Source organism: Halorubrum vacuolatum, assembly GCF_900188065.1.
Classification (GTDB): Archaea; Halobacteriota; Halobacteria; order Halobacteriales; family Haloferacaceae; genus Halorubrum; species Halorubrum vacuolatum.
Window position 1 is genome coordinate 15098 of sequence record NZ_FZNQ01000022.1, and the last position, 22819, is coordinate 37916.

The 22819-nt window shown below is 54.8% G+C and carries 18 protein-coding genes; 8 read left to right on the plus strand and 10 right to left on the minus strand.

Translation table 11 applies throughout. From position 1 onward, the window contains the following. Positions 1-426: 426 nt before the first annotated feature. Positions 427-2196, plus strand: a complete 1770-nt coding sequence (locus CHB65_RS14375; protein WP_089385728.1) for a hypothetical protein — start codon at positions 427-429, stop codon at positions 2194-2196. A 140-nt stretch (positions 2197-2336) separates the two neighbouring features. Then, positions 2337-2951 (plus strand): beta clamp domain-containing protein, encoded by a 615-nt coding sequence (locus CHB65_RS17630; RefSeq protein WP_218818954.1) that lies wholly within the window; start codon positions 2337-2339, stop codon positions 2949-2951. A gap of 55 nt (positions 2952-3006) precedes the next feature. On the opposite strand, the gene CHB65_RS14380 is transcribed toward CHB65_RS17630, so the two are convergent. From CHB65_RS14380 to CHB65_RS17640, 7 genes are all read right to left on the minus strand, one after another. Beyond that, complete coding sequence (locus CHB65_RS14380; RefSeq protein ID WP_089385729.1) at positions 3007-5310, minus strand: phospholipase D-like domain-containing protein; 2304 nt, start codon at positions 5308-5310, stop codon at positions 3007-3009. A 114-nt stretch (positions 5311-5424) separates the two neighbouring features. Further along, positions 5425-7068 (minus strand): ATP-binding protein, encoded by a 1644-nt coding sequence (locus tag CHB65_RS14385; protein ID WP_089385730.1) that lies wholly within the window; start codon positions 7066-7068, stop codon positions 5425-5427. Further along, positions 7068-7712, minus strand: coding sequence for a hypothetical protein (locus CHB65_RS14390; protein WP_245809993.1), 645 nt, complete (start codon positions 7710-7712; stop codon positions 7068-7070). The genes CHB65_RS14385 and CHB65_RS14390 overlap by 1 nt, the downstream gene beginning before the upstream one ends. Before the next feature lie 88 nt (positions 7713-7800). Then, a complete protein-coding gene (locus CHB65_RS14395) occupies positions 7801-9066 on the minus strand; it encodes a DNA double-strand break repair nuclease NurA (RefSeq protein ID WP_089385732.1) in 1266 nt (421 codons plus the stop codon). Continuing rightward, positions 9066-11783, minus strand: a complete 2718-nt coding sequence (locus CHB65_RS14400; protein WP_089385733.1) for an AAA family ATPase — start codon at positions 11781-11783, stop codon at positions 9066-9068. Before CHB65_RS14400 ends, CHB65_RS14395 begins: the two co-directional genes overlap by 1 nt. Then, complete coding sequence (locus CHB65_RS17635; RefSeq protein ID WP_218818956.1) at positions 11780-12508, minus strand: hypothetical protein; 729 nt, start codon at positions 12506-12508, stop codon at positions 11780-11782. Before CHB65_RS17635 ends, CHB65_RS14400 begins: the two co-directional genes overlap by 4 nt. After that, positions 12471-13298, minus strand: coding sequence for a metallophosphoesterase family protein (locus tag CHB65_RS17640; RefSeq protein WP_218818957.1), 828 nt, complete (start codon positions 13296-13298; stop codon positions 12471-12473). Before CHB65_RS17640 ends, CHB65_RS17635 begins: the two co-directional genes overlap by 38 nt. Positions 13299-13370: 72 nt before the next feature. Between CHB65_RS17640 and CHB65_RS14410 the strand changes: the two genes are divergently transcribed. The 3 genes from CHB65_RS14410 to CHB65_RS14420 are packed head-to-tail and all read left to right on the plus strand — an operon-like array spanning position 13371 to position 15205. Next, the gene (locus CHB65_RS14410; protein WP_143420441.1) at positions 13371-14495 is read left to right on the plus strand and encodes a helix-turn-helix domain-containing protein; all 1125 of its coding nucleotides are present in this window, start codon (positions 13371-13373) and stop codon (positions 14493-14495) included. Then, the gene (locus tag CHB65_RS14415; protein WP_089385735.1) at positions 14488-14775 is read left to right on the plus strand and encodes a hypothetical protein; all 288 of its coding nucleotides are present in this window, start codon (positions 14488-14490) and stop codon (positions 14773-14775) included. Before CHB65_RS14410 ends, CHB65_RS14415 begins: the two co-directional genes overlap by 8 nt. Before the next feature lie 52 nt (positions 14776-14827). Beyond that, positions 14828-15205, plus strand: a complete 378-nt coding sequence (locus CHB65_RS14420) for a hypothetical protein (RefSeq protein WP_089385736.1) — start codon at positions 14828-14830, stop codon at positions 15203-15205. A gap of 329 nt (positions 15206-15534) precedes the next feature. Here the strand turns inward: CHB65_RS14420 and CHB65_RS17645 are convergent, their stop codons facing one another. After that, positions 15535-15720, minus strand: a complete 186-nt coding sequence (locus CHB65_RS17645) for a hypothetical protein (protein WP_218818958.1) — start codon at positions 15718-15720, stop codon at positions 15535-15537. A gap of 6 nt (positions 15721-15726) precedes the next feature. Here CHB65_RS17645 and CHB65_RS14425 point away from each other — a divergent pair, with 6 nt between their 5' ends. Together CHB65_RS14425 and CHB65_RS14430 are read left to right on the plus strand one after the other, a co-directional pair. Next, on the plus strand, positions 15727-16911 hold the full coding sequence (locus tag CHB65_RS14425) for a ribonuclease H-like domain-containing protein (protein WP_218818959.1): 1185 nt from the start codon (positions 15727-15729) through the stop codon (positions 16909-16911). Positions 16912-16913: 2 nt separating this feature from the next. Beyond that, entirely contained in the window at positions 16914-19649 is a 2736-nt protein-coding gene (locus CHB65_RS14430; RefSeq protein ID WP_089385738.1) for a DEAD/DEAH box helicase, read from the plus strand. 90 nt (positions 19650-19739) lie between these two features. Here CHB65_RS14430 and CHB65_RS14435 read toward each other — a convergent pair whose 3' ends face one another. Together CHB65_RS14435 and CHB65_RS14440 are read right to left on the minus strand one after the other, a co-directional pair. After that, a complete protein-coding gene (locus CHB65_RS14435) occupies positions 19740-20072 on the minus strand; it encodes a hypothetical protein (protein ID WP_089385739.1) in 333 nt (110 codons plus the stop codon). A gap of 284 nt (positions 20073-20356) precedes the next feature. Further along, entirely contained in the window at positions 20357-20587 is a 231-nt protein-coding gene (locus CHB65_RS14440; protein ID WP_089385740.1) for a hypothetical protein, read from the minus strand. 132 nt (positions 20588-20719) lie between these two features. Between CHB65_RS14440 and CHB65_RS17530 the strand changes: the two genes are divergently transcribed. Further along, positions 20720-22741 (plus strand): hypothetical protein, encoded by a 2022-nt coding sequence (locus CHB65_RS17530; protein ID WP_179213678.1) that lies wholly within the window; start codon positions 20720-20722, stop codon positions 22739-22741. The last annotated feature ends 78 nt before the right edge of the window (positions 22742-22819 follow it).

Consider the following 22819-nt stretch of genomic DNA (forward strand, 5'->3'; position numbering starts at 1 on the left):
TCGCTTATTCGTCAGCATGGCAATTGTATTAAACTTAGTTGGGGTGTGTGAACTTTGAACAAAGAGGAGATATCTCACCTATCCACAATAGTAGATTGATCCAAGTTGGTTCCTTACTATCATATCAAATGGAAAAGAAGGGCTTCGTCGATCGTTCTTCACGCAGTTTGCAAATAATCGGAAAATGGCTTTTTGGGCCATCTATGTGCTGAATTTTCGTACTTCAGAATCATATTCACCCTAATCAAACTTACGATTCAGGGTTTTAGACCCTCTCTGCTACGGTTTCGGCATTGGGGTAATTCAAGTGGCCGGTGTTTGAAGATTATCGGATAGAACAAAATCACGAGAAACCTTTTCGAATTCACCTCTTTCCTGGCAAGTCTTTATGCGTAACCAGATCCATTAAGTAAAATTACCCAAATCATGGCCACCCATACCGATCAGTTTGCGTCGATGACAAGACACGCGAACAAAGACCGTGTAGATGAATTTACGTCTTTCAATCCTTCCGCTACCGACGACATCGTCATTTCACACCCTAATGGTGGACGATCTGAGATTGAGCTACAGAAACCATTGCTCGTAGCGATGGCACGAGAAAACAAGTACGAACCCTGTAGTGACGAGACCGATGGCGACGAATGTGTGGATCGGATTTTCGATGAAGCGCTGTGTGACGTCGCTGAATTAGCGCTGGACACTGCAGGGCTAAATGAGAATCTGGTTGCTCTCCCGAAGTTACGTGCATTGATGATTCGTGTGGCCCGAAATCTCGACTCATTTGAAGAACTATCCACGCATATTTCACAGTACTCGCCTGAAGAAATCGAGGATTTCGGGCTACACACGGCCTATGGGACATCAACGTATACGAAAGCAGCGAAAAAGCTGAGAAAGGAAGATACGTTCGAATTATTGATTGAAGCGACCTTCATCACTGTTCACGCGCTGTTCTGGAACGGAGTTCCGATCCCAGAGTCAGTCAAAAATCAGTATGATCTGTCGTACGATGCGGGACCTGCAGCGTCCGATTTTTCTAGAGGGACGCGACAATTAGCGCTGTATACTCTTGCTGAGGACTTGATTGAGATTGTTGTTTCGAACCTTGACTTTCAGCGAAGCGCCAATAAATCACGGGAACTCAGGAGTCTACTCGGAGTTTTTGCCCATGCTGCGTACAACGGAGAAAGCATCGAGAATTACGATCAGACTGCCCAGCACTCGTTCGAGCTCGATTCTGCATTCAGCGGACCAACCATTCGTGAACATATCGATGGTCTATACCTGTGGCAGATCGAGGAAATGTTCGACGACATCAATCAGGCGCTACTCGAATACGTCATCGACTCGGGGATCGTATCCCGACCTGTTCTGATCTCGTATGACCTCACGAACATCCAAAGTCTCGAACTTGAGGAATACGATGAGTCATTTCTCACCGAGGATGGCCGCTGGCGATTTGTGTCCCTTTCATTCACAGACCCTGATCTCGAATTCGCATTCGGACTCCGACTGCTCAAATCAGAAGCGCAGCGGGCACGCGTGCTAAAGAACTTCCTTCGAAGCCTGACCTCAATGGCGGATGTAGAACTGTTGATGGCCGATCGAGGATTTGATGGCCGGGAAGACATCGAAGCCTGCCGGGCGTTCGTTCCAGGTCGCTGGGTAATCCTTGCACAAGACTACAGCGACACCCGCGACGACGACTATGCAGAGCTCCGTGAAGAACTCAAACCTGGCGGAACCGCTGTTGTCCAAGACGCAGGATATGAGAATCTTCACCCTCCCGTTCGGTTGATCGGATACTCTGGGAGCACAGATGATACTGTCGGACCAGTACGGGCATTTTACACTGACATGGATGTTCCGTCCGACAAAGAACAACAGAAGGAGCTGATCACGCAGATCAATTTCCGGTACAATCAGCGAGCGAAAATCGAATCGATGTTTCGAATGGCCAAGAACGCGTTCGACGTCTCCACCGATACGGACAAAGCAGCGCGGAAATCCTTCTACTTCCATATGTCCGTCCTGTTCTACAACCTGTACAAGATCGTTAACACCGTGCCCGCACCGAATAACGGGCTCGAACTCGACACTACTCAGAAGGAGCTACTCGAAGTCATCCGGAACCTCGCTTTTCGCGGACCAACTCGCCCCACCGCACTCACGTACCTGTTGGAACATTCGTAATGCCCATTCACATAGCTCCCACGACCCTCCGTGAGACGATCCGCCCTGGATTAGCCGTGCGAAAAATCGGGGACTGTTGTGTCGATGTTGGCCCAAATCTGGTCCGACTACGCGTTCAATCAGAGGACAAAACCGCGTATATGAACTACGAACTCCTACCACAGTCCGTGGATTCTTTGCTCACCAGCAAGTCAAGCAGTTTCTGGATCCGTCTTGAACCCATCAAAAACTTCCTGGACGTAGGTACCAGTGAGGAGGTTTCCGTCTCTTTCCCCTTCGAAACGACCGATGCCACAATGGTTCTCCAGTCTGCTGGTCTCAGATACCGATTCCCATCAATAACACCTGTCTATCGGGTATTCGATAAACCGTCCTATGATGCCGTAACCACAGTCTCGATCCAACACCGGCCGTTCGATCGCGCCGTCCAGGTAGCAAATCTCGTCGGAGAAGAAATGCATGTCAGTGTGGTCCCAGATGCGCGACGGGTTGAATTTTCTGCTAAGGCCGGGGACGATAGTGATTCATTCTCGTACTCGGTTCCTGACGAACAAATCAGCAGCATCTGTGGGAGCGCGTCATCACTCACCATCTCAATTGATCGGCTCCGGGATATCACACCACTCATTCCGGACACCACTTCCGCATCACTCCAACTCACTCGTCATTGCCTCATCTATCAAGTCGAATATCCCATCTCAGGAGCCGAGCTGACTCTGTATATCGCAAAGCGACACGGCCTCATTCAAGGGTGATTCCACCACCTTCGACACTCCTCGTGACAACGTATTGCGCCGCATTGTAGAGAGCTCAGCCACCAAGCAACCTCGAAAGGATTCCCCGCGACTCATCTCCGTCGGGTGTTACCTCTGCTTCAGACGCCTTGTCGGTAGTCCCATCGACCTCCGCAGGCCCGTCCAGTAGTTCATCAACTGAGTAACCGACCCATTCGGCGAACTCCTCAGGCGCGCCGATATAGACACTTGTCCCGGACTTATCCGACATGAATCGCTTGTCCAGCCGCTTCTCGTAATCGTAGACCTCCCAGTCCTCGCGGTCGAAATCAGCATTGATCCCGTCGGGTTCCGACTCGAAAGTGACGCGACCACCTTGAATGTCTCGCTGCCACTTTATTCGGCCCGTGTCGTACATTTTTTCTGCCGGTTGATCCGCAGGGAAGTACTCCGGCTGTTTTCGATCGGCCTCTTCGTAGAACTCACAGAAGATTCGGCGGACATCTTCGACAGTACCGCTCCCTTCAGTCCAGGGCTGCTTGGTGAGCATCCGACGAGCGACATAGCTGAAAATGGGATTTTCTCGTTCAAGCACCTCCGCCAAATCCTCTTGAGCGTCGTGGAATCCGGGATCCTCAGGATTCGATGGGAACGAGACATCCATGCTGAGGATTTTCATCCGGTTCCGAAACTCCGATTTGGGGAGTGCGTCGTTAGTGGTGAAAATCAGGCAGGGCTGATCGACACTGGTTGGTGTCCAATCACCCCAGTAGTTCCGAATCGGACTCCATTTCTCGATTTTACTCTTTTCGGCGTCGATGATCGCATACGGGAAGCACGTGTCCCATTCCCGAATACCACGAATCTCCTCGACACCCACATCGTCAGCATCGACACCGGACACGACAGTGTTGTCTGATAGTAACCGTAGGATGTACTCAGTGAGCTTGTCTTTTCCAGCATCGCTGTTACCTTCGATGTACAGATGCTGAAGGACGTTGTCAAGCGTCCGTGAGGGGGAAGAGAGCTCATTTGCGTACTGATTAGCGAACGGAGCCCAGAACCCGTAGAGGAAGGCTTCGTACATCTGGGCCATCACCGCGTCGGGCGTCTGGGTGTAACCGTGGTCCCGGACCGTCTCGACGTACGCTTCGATAGTGGCGAGGCAGTGATCCAGCACTTCCGGGGTCGGTGGATCGGTTGCCACCAAGATCATGTCTTCCTCATCGCCGAGGACAACCTGATCAGCTTCAGGGATAACGGACATTTTCGGGATCTTGGTCGATTCTCGGACCTGGCTGTTGTACGCACTCAGGGGTGCTGTGATGCTGTGATCCTCGACCGTTGCTCCCCGATTTCGGAGACTGGCTCCGAATTCATCGGCGACATCCTTATCGATCTTACTCGTCCCCATCCGAATTTTCTCCTCTGGCGTGCGAACCCGAGGTCGATCTAGCGTATCCGTGAGCGACGTCTCGTGATCAGATTCAACGAGACCGACATCAGGAGATTCTTCATCTGCCTCCTTGTCTCCGGATTCATCGGCTGAATCGTTGCCGTCACCGGTGTCGCCGTCCTCATCTGCGCCATCAGGCTCGATGATTGTCCGGTCGGCCTTCTCCGGTTCATCGATGAAGGCCACAGTTTCATCGGCTGACTCGGGATCGTCCACGACAGCCGTGACCTGGTCGGCGATATCTTTCAGGTCTTCCGTCGCGTCTTGGTTCAGCGCGGCCGTATCGCTCATATTTAGGTCGCCAGTTCCGACCCAGTATTCGATACGGTCTTCTCGCTCTTCGGGAGAATCTGCCTCTTCGAGCGCTTCAACCAAGCCCTCAAGGAGCGTCTGATTGCTGTAGCGTTCCCGGTATTCATCGATGAACGCCGCAAACTCCTCATCTAATTCTGTTCCGACTTCCGTCGTGAATATCGACACCTGGTTCGTGTGATACTCCCATGAGTTCACTGAAAGATTCGCCGACCCATGAACTAGTTTCACCGTGTCATCCGGCATCACGATCCGGTAAATTTTGGAGTGGACGATCTTCCGATTCTTCAGCCGAATCGTCAACCGGTCATCCTGACGGAGCCGAACGAGTGACCGTGCCGTCGAAACGTCATCAACCTGATTGGCGTAATCGTCGGCGTTCCCCACGAGTACGTCAAGTGAACCGACATCGTACTCCGTCAGCATCCGAACCATCAACTCCGGTGTCTCAGCGTACGTTATTGCATCAACGTGACGAGCACCCTCGAAGAGCTCCAAAAAGTCTTCTCGCTGTTTCACCATTGTCAGACGGTAGCCGGCTGCACCGGAACCGTAGAACTCGGGCATGTCCGCGAACTTGTCAAACGAAATGTTCGCTGTGATTTCGTCCATTGTTGGTGCCGTGTTCAGTGATTTGAGGGTTGCTTTTATCGCGGTTTCTCCAGGCTCGCACCCTGCAGGGCGGCTCCGCAGTGTTCTTGGCTTGGCTTCATCATTTCCCCCTGATCAGTCGAGGCTTTGCACCCCCGTCGAATCGCCCTCTCCGAAGTCCGCGCTCTCAGAACGCGTCGGTTCGCGCTGACGAGCGTCGTAGGCTTCTCGCCACTTGTCTATGACATCTAGGCTACCAGCACCGTGTTCCGTTCGCCGGGGTCGCACCTGAATCAGCGCTGGTGTGTTCATCGCGTCACCGGAGACGATCGCTTGCCCTGGTGTCAACCCAGGAAGTTCGCGGAGAACGTCTTCGCCAGCGGCTTCGACGGACTTTTTAATCGCGTCTTGGTCGTTCGGATTCCGGATTTTCATCGAAATCTGCGTCCCGCACTGGGAGAGAACGTCCTGGTCGATCTTCGATGGTCGCTGACTTATAATACCGAGCCCGAACCCAAACTTACGGCCTTCAGAGGTGATCGTCCGCATAATTCCGAGCGAGGGAGCGTCACCCGATGTCGGAGCGAATCGATGCCCTTCTTCGAACAGGGCGAAGACCGGGTGCTCAACCTCGGATTCCCGACCACGAACATCGTTGAGCCGTTCCCGATAGAGACGGCGCAGGAGGACCGTTGTGATTAGTTGCTGATCGCGGCGGTCGAGTGTATCCATTTGGAGCACGGTACACTGTCCCGGGTCGATGATTTCGTCAAGCGGAACGTTCTCCTCTGGATCGAACAAGTCGTTACGCTGAATTGATCGTCGAAGCCGCCACTCCAATGCGCCGACGCTGGCGTCATTACCGCCGAACTCGCTCCGCATTTCAGTCATAAGATCATCGATGCCCCACGTTTCGCTTTCTTGGTTCTGCATAGAGCGCCATGCCGTCGAGAGGCGGTCCTGCATCCGGTTACTCGGGTTGTCCAAGATCGCCATGACGTCGCCAATCTCCAGTTCGGAAATCCGGACTTGGAGGCGCTCAGGGTCGTAGTAGACGACGTCCGGTTCGTATCCGTCTTCCTCGCGGAAGGATTCGTGACCTTGCATCTCGGCCAAGGTGTCGTACTCGCCATGCGGGTCAAACACGAGGAGCGACGCCCGCGACGTCGGGCGCATCATCTCTTCGATCAATACCGACGCTGTGTAGGACTTCCCGCTCCCTGTGGCCGCGAGGATTGCCAGATGCGTTGAGGCGAATTCTTCGATGGGGATGTGAATGTTCGTTGCCCGCTCAGGTCGGTTCAGCAACCACCCGATATGGGCAACGCCATCAAGCTGGGTTACTTCGGTCTCGACCGTGTCGCATCCGAGGTTTGGGAGCACCGTTTCGAGTTGTCCATCCGGTGCGATCGACAGTGGTGTTCCTGGGTCCGGAAGCTGCCGCGGGTTGGCAAAGGTCTCCATATTGGTATTGTAGAACCCGATGACCGTCGCTGTCATCCGGTACAGTTCCGTATCGTCAGTTGGTACTCCGAGTGTAGCAGCGACTGTTTCGGGTCCAACTTCCGGATCTGCAAGGAACCCTTCTGGGAGTCCCCGAATGAGTTCTCGGTTCGTCACCCGGGCAAACACCGACCGACTCTCGCCGTCTACTGTCACGTCGTAGGTGATGAACTCGCCCGTTTTGATCGGCTGGTCGGCCGGAGTTACGAATATGAACTCGTTTGGATCCTCGCCCGGACCGGCGACCGTCCCGATCACTTCCTCGTGTCCCGGCATTATACCACCCCCCGTCGCTCGTGTGCCTGCCATTCAACGTTTTGCTCAACGACGTCCAACACGCGTTGATTTGGATCTTCGTTCGGCAAGACACTCCGCAGTCGGTCAATCAGGGCGACGATAACTTCGGCACCGAGATCGCCTGCGATATCGACGAGGCGGTCAATGTATGCCAACTGTATTTGACCGTCGATGGTGTGGAACGACGCAGTAATTTCGTCCGGACAATGATAGACTGTATCGTCTACTTCGAGCGTCCAGCGAGGCATGCGATGCGTGGGGTCAGTGATGGTCCGATCCTCGTTGACCGTTGCAGTCCCGAGGAGTGCGACGCCAGCTAGGGTCGTGCGCTCTTCGATGTATCCGGGAGTGAACTGGGCTTGATCGTCCTGGGCTAGGCGCGGTCCGGTTCGTCCCTGGTCCGGATCGACCAGTTGTGTATCGTAGATCACGCCCATCACCGCGTGTTCCGTCCCATCAATCGTCTTTTTAATGAAGACTGGTTGGCCGAACTCGCGTTCGCTGAGTTTCGGCGGACGCTCGCAATCACGATCTTTGTACACCTCAACGACGTAATCGAGGTGGCTGTTCGAAGACACGATACTCCCGATTTGGACGCACGAATCGACATTCGCGGTCTCCATCTCTGTTGTTTGGTCTGTCATGTGTTCGTTCGGTGGTTGAGGGTGATTGGCCGCTTTATGCTCTCGTCAGTTGTTCCATGGTGTGCTGTCATCGTCGGCGGAGTTCTTTGCTCAGTGCCTTGGCATTCCACTCGACCGGCACATCGTTGGATTCGGCCCACCGCTGAACGATCCGGTGGAATTGTTGCCGGTCTTGGTGGTCGAGAACTGCGTCGCTGTCTGCTTGCTGGAGGATTTCCGGATACCCTCGTCCGATTCCTGCTTCAGCACGCACGATCTCAACGGTGTACTCGTACATCGAATCATACCCATCGGGCCCATCGCTTTGACAAAGCCAGCCAGGAAACTCGATCCGATCGAGACCTGCCCCGGGCGGAACGTTCAGGTATGTAAAAAGGATGTCATCACGGAACTCGTACGACTTGCCCTCGTACGTTGTCTGTAAGGCATCGATGCTCCCATCGCGTTTCGAGATGAACGGGATCGTCGTATCTCCCCACGGACTCATCAAGTCCGTCAGGACGTGTGCGTCCGGAATGACGCGATCCGTCCCGAACTCCTCGCGCAACAGAAGCCGTGTCATCTTCACTAACTCCGTTGCGTTCGATCCAGCGACGTACCCGACCAACGGAATTCGATGGTGCTGACTCGCCGCAATCACGCGACTGAGCGTCGAAATGTACCGCTCGCGGGTCTCCGGCTTCAACGGGTTCGCAAACGAAGCGATCAGCGGACCGTCGTAGAAGACGACCGGCGTGTGCTCGATGTCATCGCTCTCACGGGCCTCGGCAAGTTCGACGATTTGATCGATGAGCAACCCTCCTTCGTGTTCGAACCGGTGATGTCCGACGAGTTGTGAATCGACGAATCTGTAGTCTCCATCGTCTGATTCCCGCGTAACCTCATCGGGTGTCAGCAACCGACCTTCGACGCCACGGTCGAGTCGCCCTTCTGTGTGGTGATAGTTGACCGACCACGCTGCCTGAACATACGCGAGCGGAACGTTGAATTCAGTCGTGGGGGGTAACTGTGACCCGTCTACAGCCATGACGGGAACGTCACGAAGGATGTCACGTGCCCACTCATTGACCTCTTCGTGATTATCCCACGCATCGCTCTCCGTATGGGGAACGACAATGCTGTCAATCTGGTCGAACTCGTCAGTTGGGTACGCTCCTGGATAAGAGGTATCTCGTAGGGCGGCACGGATCTCCTCACTCGACCATTCCTTGGGTAGGCGCTGGAACGCGTCTTTATACCGGTCAGCGATTCCCGGTTCGTCTTCCAGATACGCCTCAATCGTCTCGACGCTCGACTCTAACTCGGCAGCGACATCGTGTTTGTTGATCGTCATCAGTTCACGGTCACCTCCGACGCCTGCTGGTCCTTGCTCACAGAGATAGTGTAGTCCGTCATCGAGTCAAACGTCTGGTCGTGACTGATGACTGTGAGCTGCTCGAAGCTATCCAACTGCTTCAATTGCATCACGAGGTTCCGCTTCTTCTGCCGGTCCAAGTTCGCCGTGGGCTCGTCAAGGAATGCGATCCCGACCGACGCGAGCTGTTCGAGAATGGCAAGCCTGACCGAAAGCGCAGCCGCCATTTTTTCGCCGCCGCTCAGGGTCGAGAACGACTTCCGCACATCCGCGTCGTGAACGAGGATCTCGTAATCGCTCGTCCACTCTAGCGTCTCAGTGGATGTGCCACGGATCGATCGGAACAACTCGTTAGCACGTGCCCCGAGTCGATCCGTGATGATTTCGCGCATCTTCGGCCCGGCTTCCCGGACGTTCTCCCGGACCCACTCTGCGAACTGCTGGTCCGCTTTCAACTCTTTCAACTGCTGGAGCTTCTCCTGGCGCTCCTCCAATTTCGACTCTAACCGTTCGACCTCCTCGCGGACCTCCTCTAGCTCGTCCTCTTTGTGTTCCAGTGTCCGACGGTCGCCCGCAAGATCGCTCTTGAGGTCCTCTATTTCGGAGCCGAGCGTTTCCATTCGGTCTTCATCGAACGACTCCTCCGCCTCTTCGAGTTCGGTTTCCGTCTCATCGAGTTCCGTTCGAAGCCCCTCCAGTTCGGACTGCAACTCCTCGACGGTTTCTCGCCGCTCCTCAACTTGGGCGGCTTGCTGCTCGTGCTTGATGTAGGTCTGGTATCCCGACTTGGTCTCTTCTATCGTTGTTTTGACCTCAGCTAACTCATCGTCGAGACCCTCGTACTCGGCTAGCTCCTCTTCGATTTCTTCGAGGGCCTCTCGTTCATCCCGTAATTTCTCGCGTTTGGTCTCCAATCGGTCGGGGACGTCGCTGAGGTCTTCCACTCGGACCTCGGCCTTTCGGTACTCTTCGTGCGCTTCTTCCAACTCGTCGCGTTCTGATTTGAGTTCAGGGAGCTCTGCTAAGTCCTCTTCCAGCGCCTTTCTCTCTTTCGTCGTTTCTTCCTTTTCTGACTCCAGGTCTCCGACATCCTCTTCGAGCGAATCAATCCGCTCCCGCAGAACAGGGATTTTTCCAACACGTTCCTTGACTTCCTGCGCTTCCTCACGGCGGTCACGTAATTTGCTGAGTTCGTCACCGAGTTTCTCACGCTGGGTTTTGATTTCTTCAATTCTATCCTCGCGCTCCTCGATCGTCTCGGACCGATGTTCTTCGTCCAGCGGCCGGTCACAGGTCGGACACGGCGCATCGACGTCCGTATCGCGTAACCGTTCCAACTGTTCTTCGAGTCGCGCACGCTCCGATTTGAGTTGCTTGCGCTCGACTTCCAGCTCATTAATCTCAGCAGTGAGCTCTTCGGGGTTAGTGGTCTCGTCCCACTCCTTCTTGATTTCCGTGATCTCCGTCTGCAACGACTCGACGTCGCTCTTCTTTTCGTCGATTTCACTAGTGAGCTCTTCGACACGCTGCTCTAACTCTTCGACCTCGTCCTCGCGGTCTCGCAACGACTCTATCCGATCATCCAGTTCCTCGTATCGCTCTTTCTCGTCTTCACGGGTTTTCAGCGTTTCTTGAGCCGACTCTAACGTTTCTAAATCCGACTCAAGTTGGTTAACCTCGAACTCTATTTCTTGAATCGTGTCTTCCTGCTCATCCCACTTTGCTTCGAGTTCGTCACGCTTCTTTTCCTGCTTCTCTAATTCATCGAGTCGGTCATTTGCCTCCCGATGACGGCGGCATTCGTCACGATTCGCCTCGCACTTCTCTTGAGCATCCGCGGCCGCTTCAAGTTCCTCTTCAGCGGTTTTCAACTTGCTCTCGGTCGCACTAATCTCTTGGTTTAGAGACTTGATCGCCTGGTTGAGGTCCTCGATCTCCTCTTGGATCGATTCCAAGTCATTGTATTCTGACTCCTTCTGTTCCAGTTCGCCGCTTTTTCGGTCGATTTCGGCTTCGAGTGATTGGACCTCCGCAGCGAGTGACTCTGCGGTGTTCCGCTCGTCTGGAAGACCCTGTACTTCGGTCGTGAGACCGATGATATCGTCACGAAGATCCCGCTGCTGTTTTTCGATTGCGTCCGGGATGTCCTTCAGTGCCTCCCACGACTCTTCATACGCATCGAGATTCAGTAACGCATCGAACGTGTTCTTTCGATTGCCTGGCCGCTGCGCGAAATCGGACAGGAAGCGTGTCTGTGGTACACCGATACATGACTCCCACAACCCCTGTAGCTCATCTTTGCCCGCGACGTCGAATCGGGCACACAACCAGCGAATCAATTCTTTCTTCGAGTCGATATCCTGATCGACCCACTCCTCAGTCTCGGGGTCGTACCGATGCACACCATAATTGGAGCGTCCGGCCGACCGAGTTACTCTGAACTGCTCGGTCCCGTTCTGGGTTTCTTGCTCAAACACCACCTCAACAGTCCCCGAGTTCGCCCCTTCTCGCACGAAGTCCTTGATGTTGACACGCCGTGGGAGGGAATCAAACAGCGCAAACCCGATCGCTTCCTGGATCGTCGATTTCCCAGCCCCGTTCTCGCCGAGGATTGCCGTTACACCCCCCTCAATGGGTACTTCAGTCCGGCCTTCGTAGGATTTGATGTCTTCCAACGCGACCTGTTGAATCTTCATTGGGTAGTCACCTCCTCTGGACGGTCATCGTCGGCAGGACGTTCCTCGTCACTGCTCTCCTCCGGCGCATCTGATTCCTCCTCATCACGGAAGGGGTCCTCGTCGATATCGACAACTACGTTATCGGCTAATTCGGGGAACAGGTCCCGTCGTGCGGAGCTGACCGTATCAGAGATGTCCTCGACCGCCTCCTCGGCCTGCGCCATTTCGTGAGCGTTCCCCAGTATGTCTGCGACGTCTTCTGCCTTCTCAGCATACATCGACTCTTTCGCAATCGTCTCGAACACCTGGTCTTCCAACGCCGCTGTGTTCAATTGCCCATCCTTGAACACGTCCTCTTCATCGATCTCTGAGATGAGTTGCTGCACATCTGCCGTCCGGATTCCACCTGCGTTCTCTTGCACGTACAGCGCATCACACGCCTCTTCAGCATACGCAGCGAGTTCGTCAGTCCGGAAGTCGCCACGACTGAACTGAAGTGTCCCCGTGAACCGTAAGTCAAGAATCGGCCGACGCGGCTCACCTTCAGCCGTGTATTTCGGTTGCTGACAGTATTCTTGGACAGCTCCGACCTCGGCCTCGATCTGCTCGCGGAACGCTGATTCGAGTTCACCCGGCGAGTCGTGTGGGGTCACGTCGAACTCGATACGGTAGTACGGTCGGCGCTTGGTCTCGTGGTGTGCTATCTCAAAGCTGCACTCCCCCCCCACCAGCGCCGCTCTCACCAGGCGAAAGCTCGACCGAGTAGTAACCGTGCTCCCACTCATCACGACCTTCGCGGGTGCTGTGTGCCTCCGGTGAGCCTGGATTGTAAATCCACTCACCGGCCTTGTACCGCTTGTGGATGTGTCCGAGCGCGAGGTAATCGACAACTTCTTTCACATCCCGCAGTTCGGCGTGAGTGACTGTCCCGCCCAGCGTCGGAACTTCGTCTTCCATACCGAAATGCGCCAGCAGCATTGTGAACGCTGGCTCGCCGTGAAGTTCATTCGCTGTGCGAATCCCGTTCGCCACTTGTTGGAGCGCTCGATCCGTCTTCGCACCCCGCCACTGTAGTCCGAACACGCGAACGGGGCCATCGAACGCCTCGCTCTCGATATCGTAAAAGCCCGCGTAGTTCCCTGGATCTTCGCGGTCGTACGGCTCGAACCGAACGGTATCAGGATCGGCCGACAGATCGGCTTTCAGGAACACGATATGCCCGCGCTGGTGGAGGTAGTTTAGCCACGTGACGTCTCGTGGCGTCAGGTTTTCGTCGTGATTGCCTCGTGAGACCAGCACAGGCACATCGTCTGGAACGCGACTGAGTTGCTGTTCGGCCTGATGCAGGACCTTCGGGCGGAGGTCCCTGGAGTGGAACAAGTCCCCGGGTAACACGATAGCGTCCGTATCGTGGTGCTCCACCATGTCCCCAAGCGCGGCTTGCAGGGTCGATACCATGTCATCCTCTCGCTGTTTCAACCCGTATTGCCGGTGGCCAAGGTGTGTATCGGCAATGTGTGTGACTGTCAGCATGTTCCCTTTGACACTACCACGGTTCGTCTAACAAGTTTTAATAGTTTTGGGTTAGCAGGATAGTTTGAGGCGTTGGAACTGATGGACCCGACCAACGGCGACGAGAAGAAAAAACGATTTCAGGAGGCCTTCGAACGTGGGCGAGACGGCCACGTCGGCAGTTACAACGTCTGGCTGGAGAACCACGGTTTCGATCCCAGTCGCGTGGACCGCGACAAGGTCACGGAGTTTTTCCGAGAGAACCCGACCAAATCCGTCAATCAAGACGACGTGACGGATATTGCAGAGTATGCAGGTTTCGTTACAACCAGACAAGATCTGCATCACATCCCCGTTATCGGCCCGTCCGGAATCGGGAAAACACAGTTACTTCACACCGTTATCGGCCTTCTTTCCGAGGTTGACGATGACATCGATACAAAACTACTTGAAGCGAACCGCCTCGGCAAGAAGACCGAAGACGGATTCCTTCTCGACGAGTACAGCCGTCAAATTGCCGAACTCACTACCCCAATCGTGTGTATTGACGATTGCGGGTTAGATAAGCGAATTCGAACATCACTTCGAGAGCTCCGCGACGCCGTTGACGCTGGGTTGTTCGTGACTACCTGGACACCGGAACGATGGGGCGTCAACCAGGATCAAGTTCGAGATGTCTTCTCACCCGCGAAGGAGGTACATCTCCGGTCATTTACACAGTCTGAAACGAAGGGAACTCTCCGAGTCATCTACGACTACATCTCCCAAGACAACTTCGCTCTGCCGTCGAAAACAGAGGAGCGGATTCACGAACTTAGCGACGGTATCCCCCGATTGATTCATCTCCTTGCGCTGGAGTCACTTCGAGAAGCCTACCACAAGGAGTTGGTGCCAGGACATATTTCAGCGACGGACGCAGCTGCTGATCGGCTCAATCTGAGTAACGCAAGTGCGCGGGTACAGGATCTGTCGGAGGCGAGATTGACCGTCCTCAAACAGATTCTTCAGCTTCCCGATGAACGCGGCGTGCAACCTGGCACGCTGGTGGACGAGCTTCATCGAGACAAGTCCACAATTTCCTACCATCTCCGCGAGCTGAACGAGATAGGATTTGTAGAACGGGATCGGAAAGGGAGGCGGGCATTCTATCGCGTAACAGAGACGATCGAACCGCTCGTTCAGCGCCGAATTAGCCAGGAGGCAGAATATAATGCCTAGCTACAAGCTCGCACCAATACCGGACGACACTATCGCCATCGAATCGCTCAAAGAGAGGATCGAAGCCACCTCGGCGTTCAATTCCGATGCCGAGCTTCGGAGCGGAATGCTTCCACAGACATTCACCGAAGGAGCTGATGGGCTATGCTGGGCAGAATACGGACGAGAAACGTACTACGACCGAATGACACTCGAAGGTCCGGTCGAAACGAAACACGCCAAGCGCTACGAAGTCATCGTCCTGCAAAACGGGTACATCGCCATAAAAAAAGAGCACTAAAAAAGTCGAGCAGGAAATCCTCACAACGTCAACAGCGGTCCTGGACAATGATGTGAAGCTTGAGACATTGGAATTCGATGAGGATGACCTTCGAACGGTCATCGAGGAATCGAACCGAGTGCAGCGCGTCGATGTCTCTCCGACCAGTATCGAAGGGCCGGATCACATTTCAGCGCATGACCGGGGAGACCTCCGCGATACTGACTGGTGGGACCAGCATCTGGCGGATCCATTCGAGCAAGTTCGCGTCGTTCTTCCACACCGCAACGTACATGTTGATGTTGGATTCGATGATACCGGCCGGATCACCCTCTACGGGCGCGAAATAGAAATGCCGATCCAGGCAGAAGCAATGCGGTACTTGACAGACGAAATCATCGATAAATACCGAGATCCAACTGAATTTCAGGGCACGCTCAACGGGTACTGACATGCGTAGGGATCACTGTAACGCGCTTTTGAGCATATCCGACTACGAGCGCTCAGCGGATCTTTCATATCATCACGACGCGTCCGTCAGGTGCAGCTGTTTCAGCACCAGTCATCGAATACAGTCCACGAGACAGCCATCCCCTACCCGCTCGTAGTATGACGAAACAAAGCTCCTCCGCGAATATCCAGTCCGATACGTTCGAGTTGCTCACACTCCCGTCAATCACGCTCGAACACGTTTCACAACCCGCGGTTCGAGACGCCGTTCAATACTTCGACCCTGATCTCATCACGATTCCCGGTCCTCGAAATCCCAAGGCACACGCATCAGTCCGCGATACCGCTTCGAACTCTCCGGTAGTCCACCCACAGCTTTCCCAGGGAGGTCGCCACATCCAGCACTATCGATACACCGCCGACACCGGTCTCCACGAGGCACCGAATAGTGCCCCACCGGCTGAAACGATCGACGTTATCGCCGTCCAAACCCGTGACCTCCTTGGACGACTCCACGCACAATTGATCTCCGACGAGCGTCACACTGGCAGCGACGCTGCCACGTTCGTAATCGTCCCACAACTTACCGTAGAGTGGGACGCAGCATCCCTCTCGACCACGCTTCCCAGCGCTGCGGACCTTGCTGCACTCGCGGCCGCACTCCCTGAACCGGTTACGATCTTCGCTGGCGGCCAACCGGCAGAATACTACCACGAATGGGACTTACAACACGACCACACCGCCGTTACGGTCCCAGTCGCTGGACTCGGCGCGACGGAACGGGATGGATCACAGTTCGCCCAGTATGCATGCACGACACACGGACGAGTCGCAGCGGAAGCCGTAGATCCCGATGAGTTCGGTCTCCGAGCCCTCAACGGCATCGGACAGGCAACCGCCACACGGTTACAGCAAAGCGGATGTCGGACCGTCGAGGACGTTCGAAATCTCGCCGTCAGTGACCTGACGGACCTCTCCGGCATCGGACGAACGACCGCTGAACGAATCCACGCACACGCCGACGTGCTCGACTCCGCCGAGCCGCTCGTGCTAACCAACAAAACGCCTGTCAAAACCCGCGATGACCGCCCGCCGCTCTGCATTGACATCGAAACGGACGGCCTGTCACCGACTATCATCTGGCAGTTTGGTGTCTACGACCCGGCGACCGACACGCATCAAGCGTTCGTCGAGAAAGATGACCCCACAGACCCGGAGCCAGTTCTCGAAGCCTTCATCACGTGGCTGCTCGCAAACCACGACGATCGAACCCTCTTGGCGTGGAACGGGCACAAGTTCGATTATAAATACATCACGCAGTTCCTCCAGCAATACCTCCCCGAATACGTGGATGCCTGGGACGACGTCTGGACATACGATCTGTACAAGTGGGCAATCCGCGACGAGAACGCGCTGCTTCCCGGGCGAACAAACAAGCTAGACCACGTCGCCCGCGCCCTCGGCTACGACTCCGCCGGCACGGGTCTCACCGGCGCACAAACGGCAGCCGCCTATCAGGCGTTCATGCGGAACCCGGAGGGGTCAGCCAGTGAACCAGACTGGGAAAGACACGAACAGTACTGCGAAGACGATTGCCGAGCACTCTGGCACGTTTACCATGCTATCCTCGATGCACCCCGCCGCGACGTGACCGACAGCGGAACAGGCGGTGCATCCGGCCAACAAGCAGGCCTCACCGACTTCTAACCATGAGTGACGATACCACCACTCCCGACACGACACACGGAACCGATATCGACGTAGCAACCCTCATCGACACGTTCCCCCGAACCAGTCTCACCCCGGAGTCGGAGTATCTCGAAACCATCGAGCAGCCAGCGAAGTCAGCAGACACCGCTCCGGCGGCCGATGTCCTTCGACCAGAACTCGCAGAGCCATACCCGTACGATCTGTTCAGCCACCAGGCTGATGCACTCGACGCACTCGAAGCTGGCGACAACGTCACTGTCACCACTTCCACATCCAGCGGGAAAACCCACATTTACGGGTTGCAAATCGCCCGAAATCTCCTCGACGCTGGTGTGCTGAACGCCGACGGAAGCAGAGCGGCCGACAACAACGACGCCTCGACCGCCCTGTGCGTCTATCCGATGAAGGCGCTCACAAAAGACCAGAAGGAGGCGCTCGACGACCTATACGAGCAACTCGGGCTCGACATCCGCGTCGAGATCTACGATGGCGACACGCAGAGCGGTCGCCGCGAGATCCGTGAGCAAGCCGACGTTATCCTCACGAACTTCGCTGCGCTCAACATCTATCTCGAACATCACGACAAGTGGAGCCGGTTCTACAGCGCTCTTGATTTGGTCGCCATCGACGAGTCACACACCTACACTGGCATCCAGGGTATGCACGTCGCCTGGATCCTGCGTCGCATGCAACGCGTCGCTGATTACTGGGGTGGGGATCTGCAGTACATCCTCACCTCCGCAACGATCGGTAACCCCGAGGAGCACTCGGAAGAGCTCATCAACGAACCGGTCACAGTCATCGACAACGACGGCTCACCGCACGGTCCGCGCGAACTCACCCTCTGGAATCCACCACCACGGGACAAAACCAGCGACTCGACCCCCGAAGAAGACGTATTTGACATCGAAGCCGACGCAGGTCCGGAAGAGACGGACACTGATGACGGGGAGTTCGTCGCAGAACGCGTCCCGGCGAGCGTTGAAGCACCGAAAGTGTTCAACCACCTCACGTCCCGCGACATCCGTACGCTCCTGTTCTGCCCGAGCCGGAAACTCACCGAACTCAGCATTCAACGCGCCGACGAGCACCGGCGTAACAACCCGCGGGTGTACGATCAGTCAACGACAGTCGGCCGCGAAGCCTACAACGCTGGCCTCGGTCGTAGCACACGCCACTCCCGAGAACACCAGTTCAAAACCGGCGTGCTCACCGGGCTCGCTACGACCTCCGCGCTCGAACTCGGCATCGACATCGGCGACCTCGACGCGACTGTCCTTATGGGCTACCCCGGTCAGCGACAAGCCTTCTGGCAACGCATCGGTCGCGCCGGCCGAGAAGCCAGCCGTAGCCTCGCTGTCCTCGTTGGTGACCACCGTACTCTCGACCAGTACATCCTCACCCATCCCGAGTACCTCCTGGAAAACGACGTCGAAGACGCCGTCGTAGACACCTCGAACAACACCGTATTCGCAACGCACGTCCTGGCCGCTGCCGACGAAATCGCACTTGATGAAGCCGACATCGACACGTTCGCTGACGAAGACCGTCTCCGCGCTGCTGTGAAGATGTGGCGCGAAGCCGGGTTCGTAGACGGTTATCTGGATGCCGCCGTTCACTACTGCGGCCCCAGTCGCCCACAAACCCGAGTCAACCTCTACGGGACGACTGAAACTGACTACCATCTCACGCTCGCTGGCGACATTGACCGCGACCGTTGTGGACTCTCGGAAGATCTAGACCTTGAGCCAGTCGAACAGAACCGAGCTTACCGCGATTACCACGAAGGCGCGGTCAGACTTCTGAACGGCCAGCAGTTCGAGGTTGTCAACATCGATGAAAACCGAGCGCAGCCCACCATCGAACTCAAGCCAGTCGATTGTGAGTACTACACCCGCACTCGCAACAAGGTCAACGTCCTCGACGCCGAATCCGAAGAATCACGCGAAGTCAACGGCTTTACACTTCACTTCGGACGCGGAACCGTCCTCGTTCATCACCACTCCTATGATCAGCTCTATATCGGCAACAGCGAACCCAAACAGCAAGGCATCCCCACGAACGTCCCGCCAATTTTGATGGACACGCAACTGTGCTGGGTTGAAGTCCCTGAAGACGTGGAAACCGCACTCGTCCGGAAATACAAAAATTATGGCGTCGAAACCGGCGTCGATCCCGACCAAACGGACATCGCCCACCTTGGATACATCGCCGGGCTCCACGCCGCCGAGCACGCCACGATTCAAACCGCACCCCTCGAACTTCGGGTGGACAAGAACGACCTCGGCGGGCTCGCCACGCTTGTGATGGATACTCACTACACCCATCCCGACTACGACGAGATAGCCGACTCGATCAGAGAATCTTTCGAAGCAGCTGCCCACGCACTTGAACAGCGAACGCAGGATCTCGCCGTTCGAACCGCTTCAGGTTGGTTCATTTACGACGCGGTAGACGGCGGCCTCGGCTTTGCTCGCGCGATCTACGACAACTTTGAAGCACTCGCCGAACGGGCCCGCGACCAACTCTCCGACTGTCGCTGCGGCCAGTCCAACGGCTGTCCCGCCTGCACCTTCGATGAAAACTGCGGAAATGACAACAAGCCCCTGCTTCGGGCGTCCGCTATCGACGTGCTCGATCAGCTTCTCGGCGAGGCCGATCGGAATGACCTTGCTGAACATCTCCCCGATGACGAGTACGGTGGAGAACGACGTCCAGTTGTGTTCTACTCTTGACCGAGTTAGGGTGACATCATCCACAAACCGAAGACATCATCATAAGAATCTGGTAGAGTCTGTATTAAAACAAAAGAAGCTCCGACAGCGTTACCGTGTTACCTGATCTCGGGGCGGTAACGCGGCTTTCTCTGCAAGTTTGTCTCGAAAATCCTCAATACGCTTGAGAGTTGCAACTCGACCCTCCTCATGCACTACTGCCCTGTTCAGCTGAATTAGTGCGAGCCGCACACAGTAATTATATTCACCGTCATTCAACAGCTCATCTTTGGCGAGATTGATATTTGTTTTAATATAGGCAAGTTCACTCCCAGTTTCTTTTTTTACATCTTGCCGAAGTTCTTCTACTTCGTCGAGGACTGTCTTCCGTTTCTCTTTGATAGTGTCTGTGCTTGGATCAGAGTCGTTTGCATCCGTTGACATCGCAATCGTGGTAAAATATACCGATACTTAAAAAGGTCAGTCACTGAGGAAGGAAAAGTCGATGATCAGTGGATAGAGTGTAGTATTTATCTATAGATATCTGAAATTTACTTCCTTGGTTTGACTCATAGGGTCTACGGGTCGCTTCATAAGGTAGAACAGAAACAGCGCTGCAACGAAACGTTGGAAATCCTGGGACAGCGGCATCTGCCAAACGCGTGTAGTTAGTACTTTGACAATAGAGTTTCTTCAGTATTTAATTCAATAACTGCATCAGGTCGAAATCACTCGTCAGTTGGTGGCCGCAAATCCTGCCATCGGAAGTCAGCTGTCTCCCAGGAGTCGAGCTCGATTCGGTATAGAAGACGGTCGCGTTTGTCGCCAGTCATCGCGTCTCCCGCATCAGTGAGTGTTTCGATCACCAGTCCGTGCGTTCCATGATAGACCTCATGATCCGGATCGGTCTCATCCGGGATATCGATGCGGACGCGATCTCCAACGACGAACCGCTGCATTATCGGATTCTACCGGTTCAAGTTCAATCAGTCCATCGGGAAAAGATGTCTCCTATGGCTCGCACACCGAACTTTCATGTGACGAGACGATCACCCTAACCTACTTATTTTGTAGCATGAGAAAAGTGATGCATGCTCAGTTCCGGCGACGACGCATACTACCAAGCTCTATTCTGGAAAACATTATATGATTCTCGTAAAACATCTCCATGGCCAGACCTCCAGCAAGCCGCTAAAACAACGACTGTGGTTGTCCGTGACCTCGTTCGATGCTTGGTCGATAATACAGACCGTATTGGGGGGCAGGAACTCCAAACATTGTTCCACTTGTGTCAAAATCCAGATGATGGACCATCGATCGAAGAACGTCGAGAATTAGTCCGGGATCTCGACCTGCCTACCGAAGACATCGAACGGATCACGCAACAAATCAAGCGTCCCATGGGCAGTGTCGGTTCGACGATGCAAGACCCAGCGATCGAGGTTGGTGATCCTGATGAAGACAACTCGGAGGAAGCAGAACGATCACTGCATAACTGCTTCGCACGCCTCATCCATAACGTTGATCCTGTAGACGAATCTGCGCTGATCGATGCAGTTGAAGACCTCGTCGCCATCGAATTCCACCGGGTTCAATCCGGCCGGATGTCCCCGATTCTCCATTACCTCGCACCACAAGTCTTTCCGGTAATTAATGGTCGCTCCCGCAAGGGGATGGCACTATGTTTCGACGTAGACGTCAGCGGTCAATTAGAGGACTATCTCGACGAACGGGAAACATATCTGGCCGTTCGTGACGAATTTGAGTTCAGACCCCACTTCCGAGATTTGGACTGGTTTTTCAACTGGATCTATCAGGAAGATAATCACTGGACTGCTGCTGCACAGCATGACGAGAAACGCCGGTACTGGCAGGCACAACCTGGCACCCGCGAACACGGGTATCCTGAAGTCCTATGGCCGCGCTGGCAAGAGGAAAACATCATTTCCATGGGGTCCGGGTATGGGCCTGTTTCGTCGCTCGATTCACCCGACGAACTCGGGGAGCAAGGACGTATTCTCATCGATCGCATGTCCCCAGGTGATCTCGTCGTTGCAAAGGCTGGACATTCGAAACTCCTCGGGATCGGCGTTGTCGAACCTAGAGGCATCCTCAAACCAGGGGGATACGAGTACCGTACGACCGAAGACGAGTGGATTGAATTTGCAAATCAGGGTGAAAGCGACACACATCAGGACGTTCGTCACGTTGAATGGATCTTCACCATTTCCGTAGATGATGCGATCGACGTCAGCGGCTGGGACTTACCGAAGCAGTTTGACAATCGGACTCTTGTCGCGTACAATTGCTTTCACGAACTTCGGTACAAACTCTTCGATCGGTATGGTGATGACGTACTCGACGACTTGGAAATTATCGAACAGAAAAGCAACGAGTCCCTTTCAGAACCGGACCCAGAACCACGAGACGTACCAGAGCATGACGGCCCCGGCCCAGAACCGGAGCCCGTTGACACCTCGTACTACTGGGTGAATCAGAAACGAGATATCGAACTCGAAGAGGAATACCTCCGCTCCCAAGACACGAAATGGCAGCGTGACTTGACTGTCCTCGACCCGGGTGACGTCACCTTTCACTACACTGACCAGGCAATTCGGGCAGTATCCGTCGTGACGAGCGACGCACAAAAAACCGAGATGGAGGGTGGTGAGTACTATCGTGTGGATGTCGATACAACCCACCTCGACGATCCTCTGGCGCTCGATGAGCTCCGCAACACACTCGATAGCCCAGAAATGAGACAAGCACAGGAACGCTATCCCCTCGATAAAAACGGAGACGTAATCCAAGCGTACCTGTGCCATCTCACAACTGAGGCCGGTGACTACATTCTCGATCAAAGTGGTATCGAACTGCCGAACATCGATCAACCTACAGCGACGAATTACTTCTGGGCGACCGCGAATCCATCAATCTGGTCCGTTGAGAACATCGATGACGGTGGGGATGTGTTCTACACTGCATATAATGACCAAGGCAACAAGAAACGGTTGTTCGACGCATTCACAAGCGCTTCGCCAGGCGACCGCGTCCTCTTCTACGAATCCACCCCCGTCAAAGCGATTGTTGCCGAAGCATCCGTATTCGGATAAGCGAGAGAATCGCGTGACGTAGGGCTAATCGCCGAAACTATCACCGTAGGATGAGATGGGGAGGGTGGTATGCGCCTC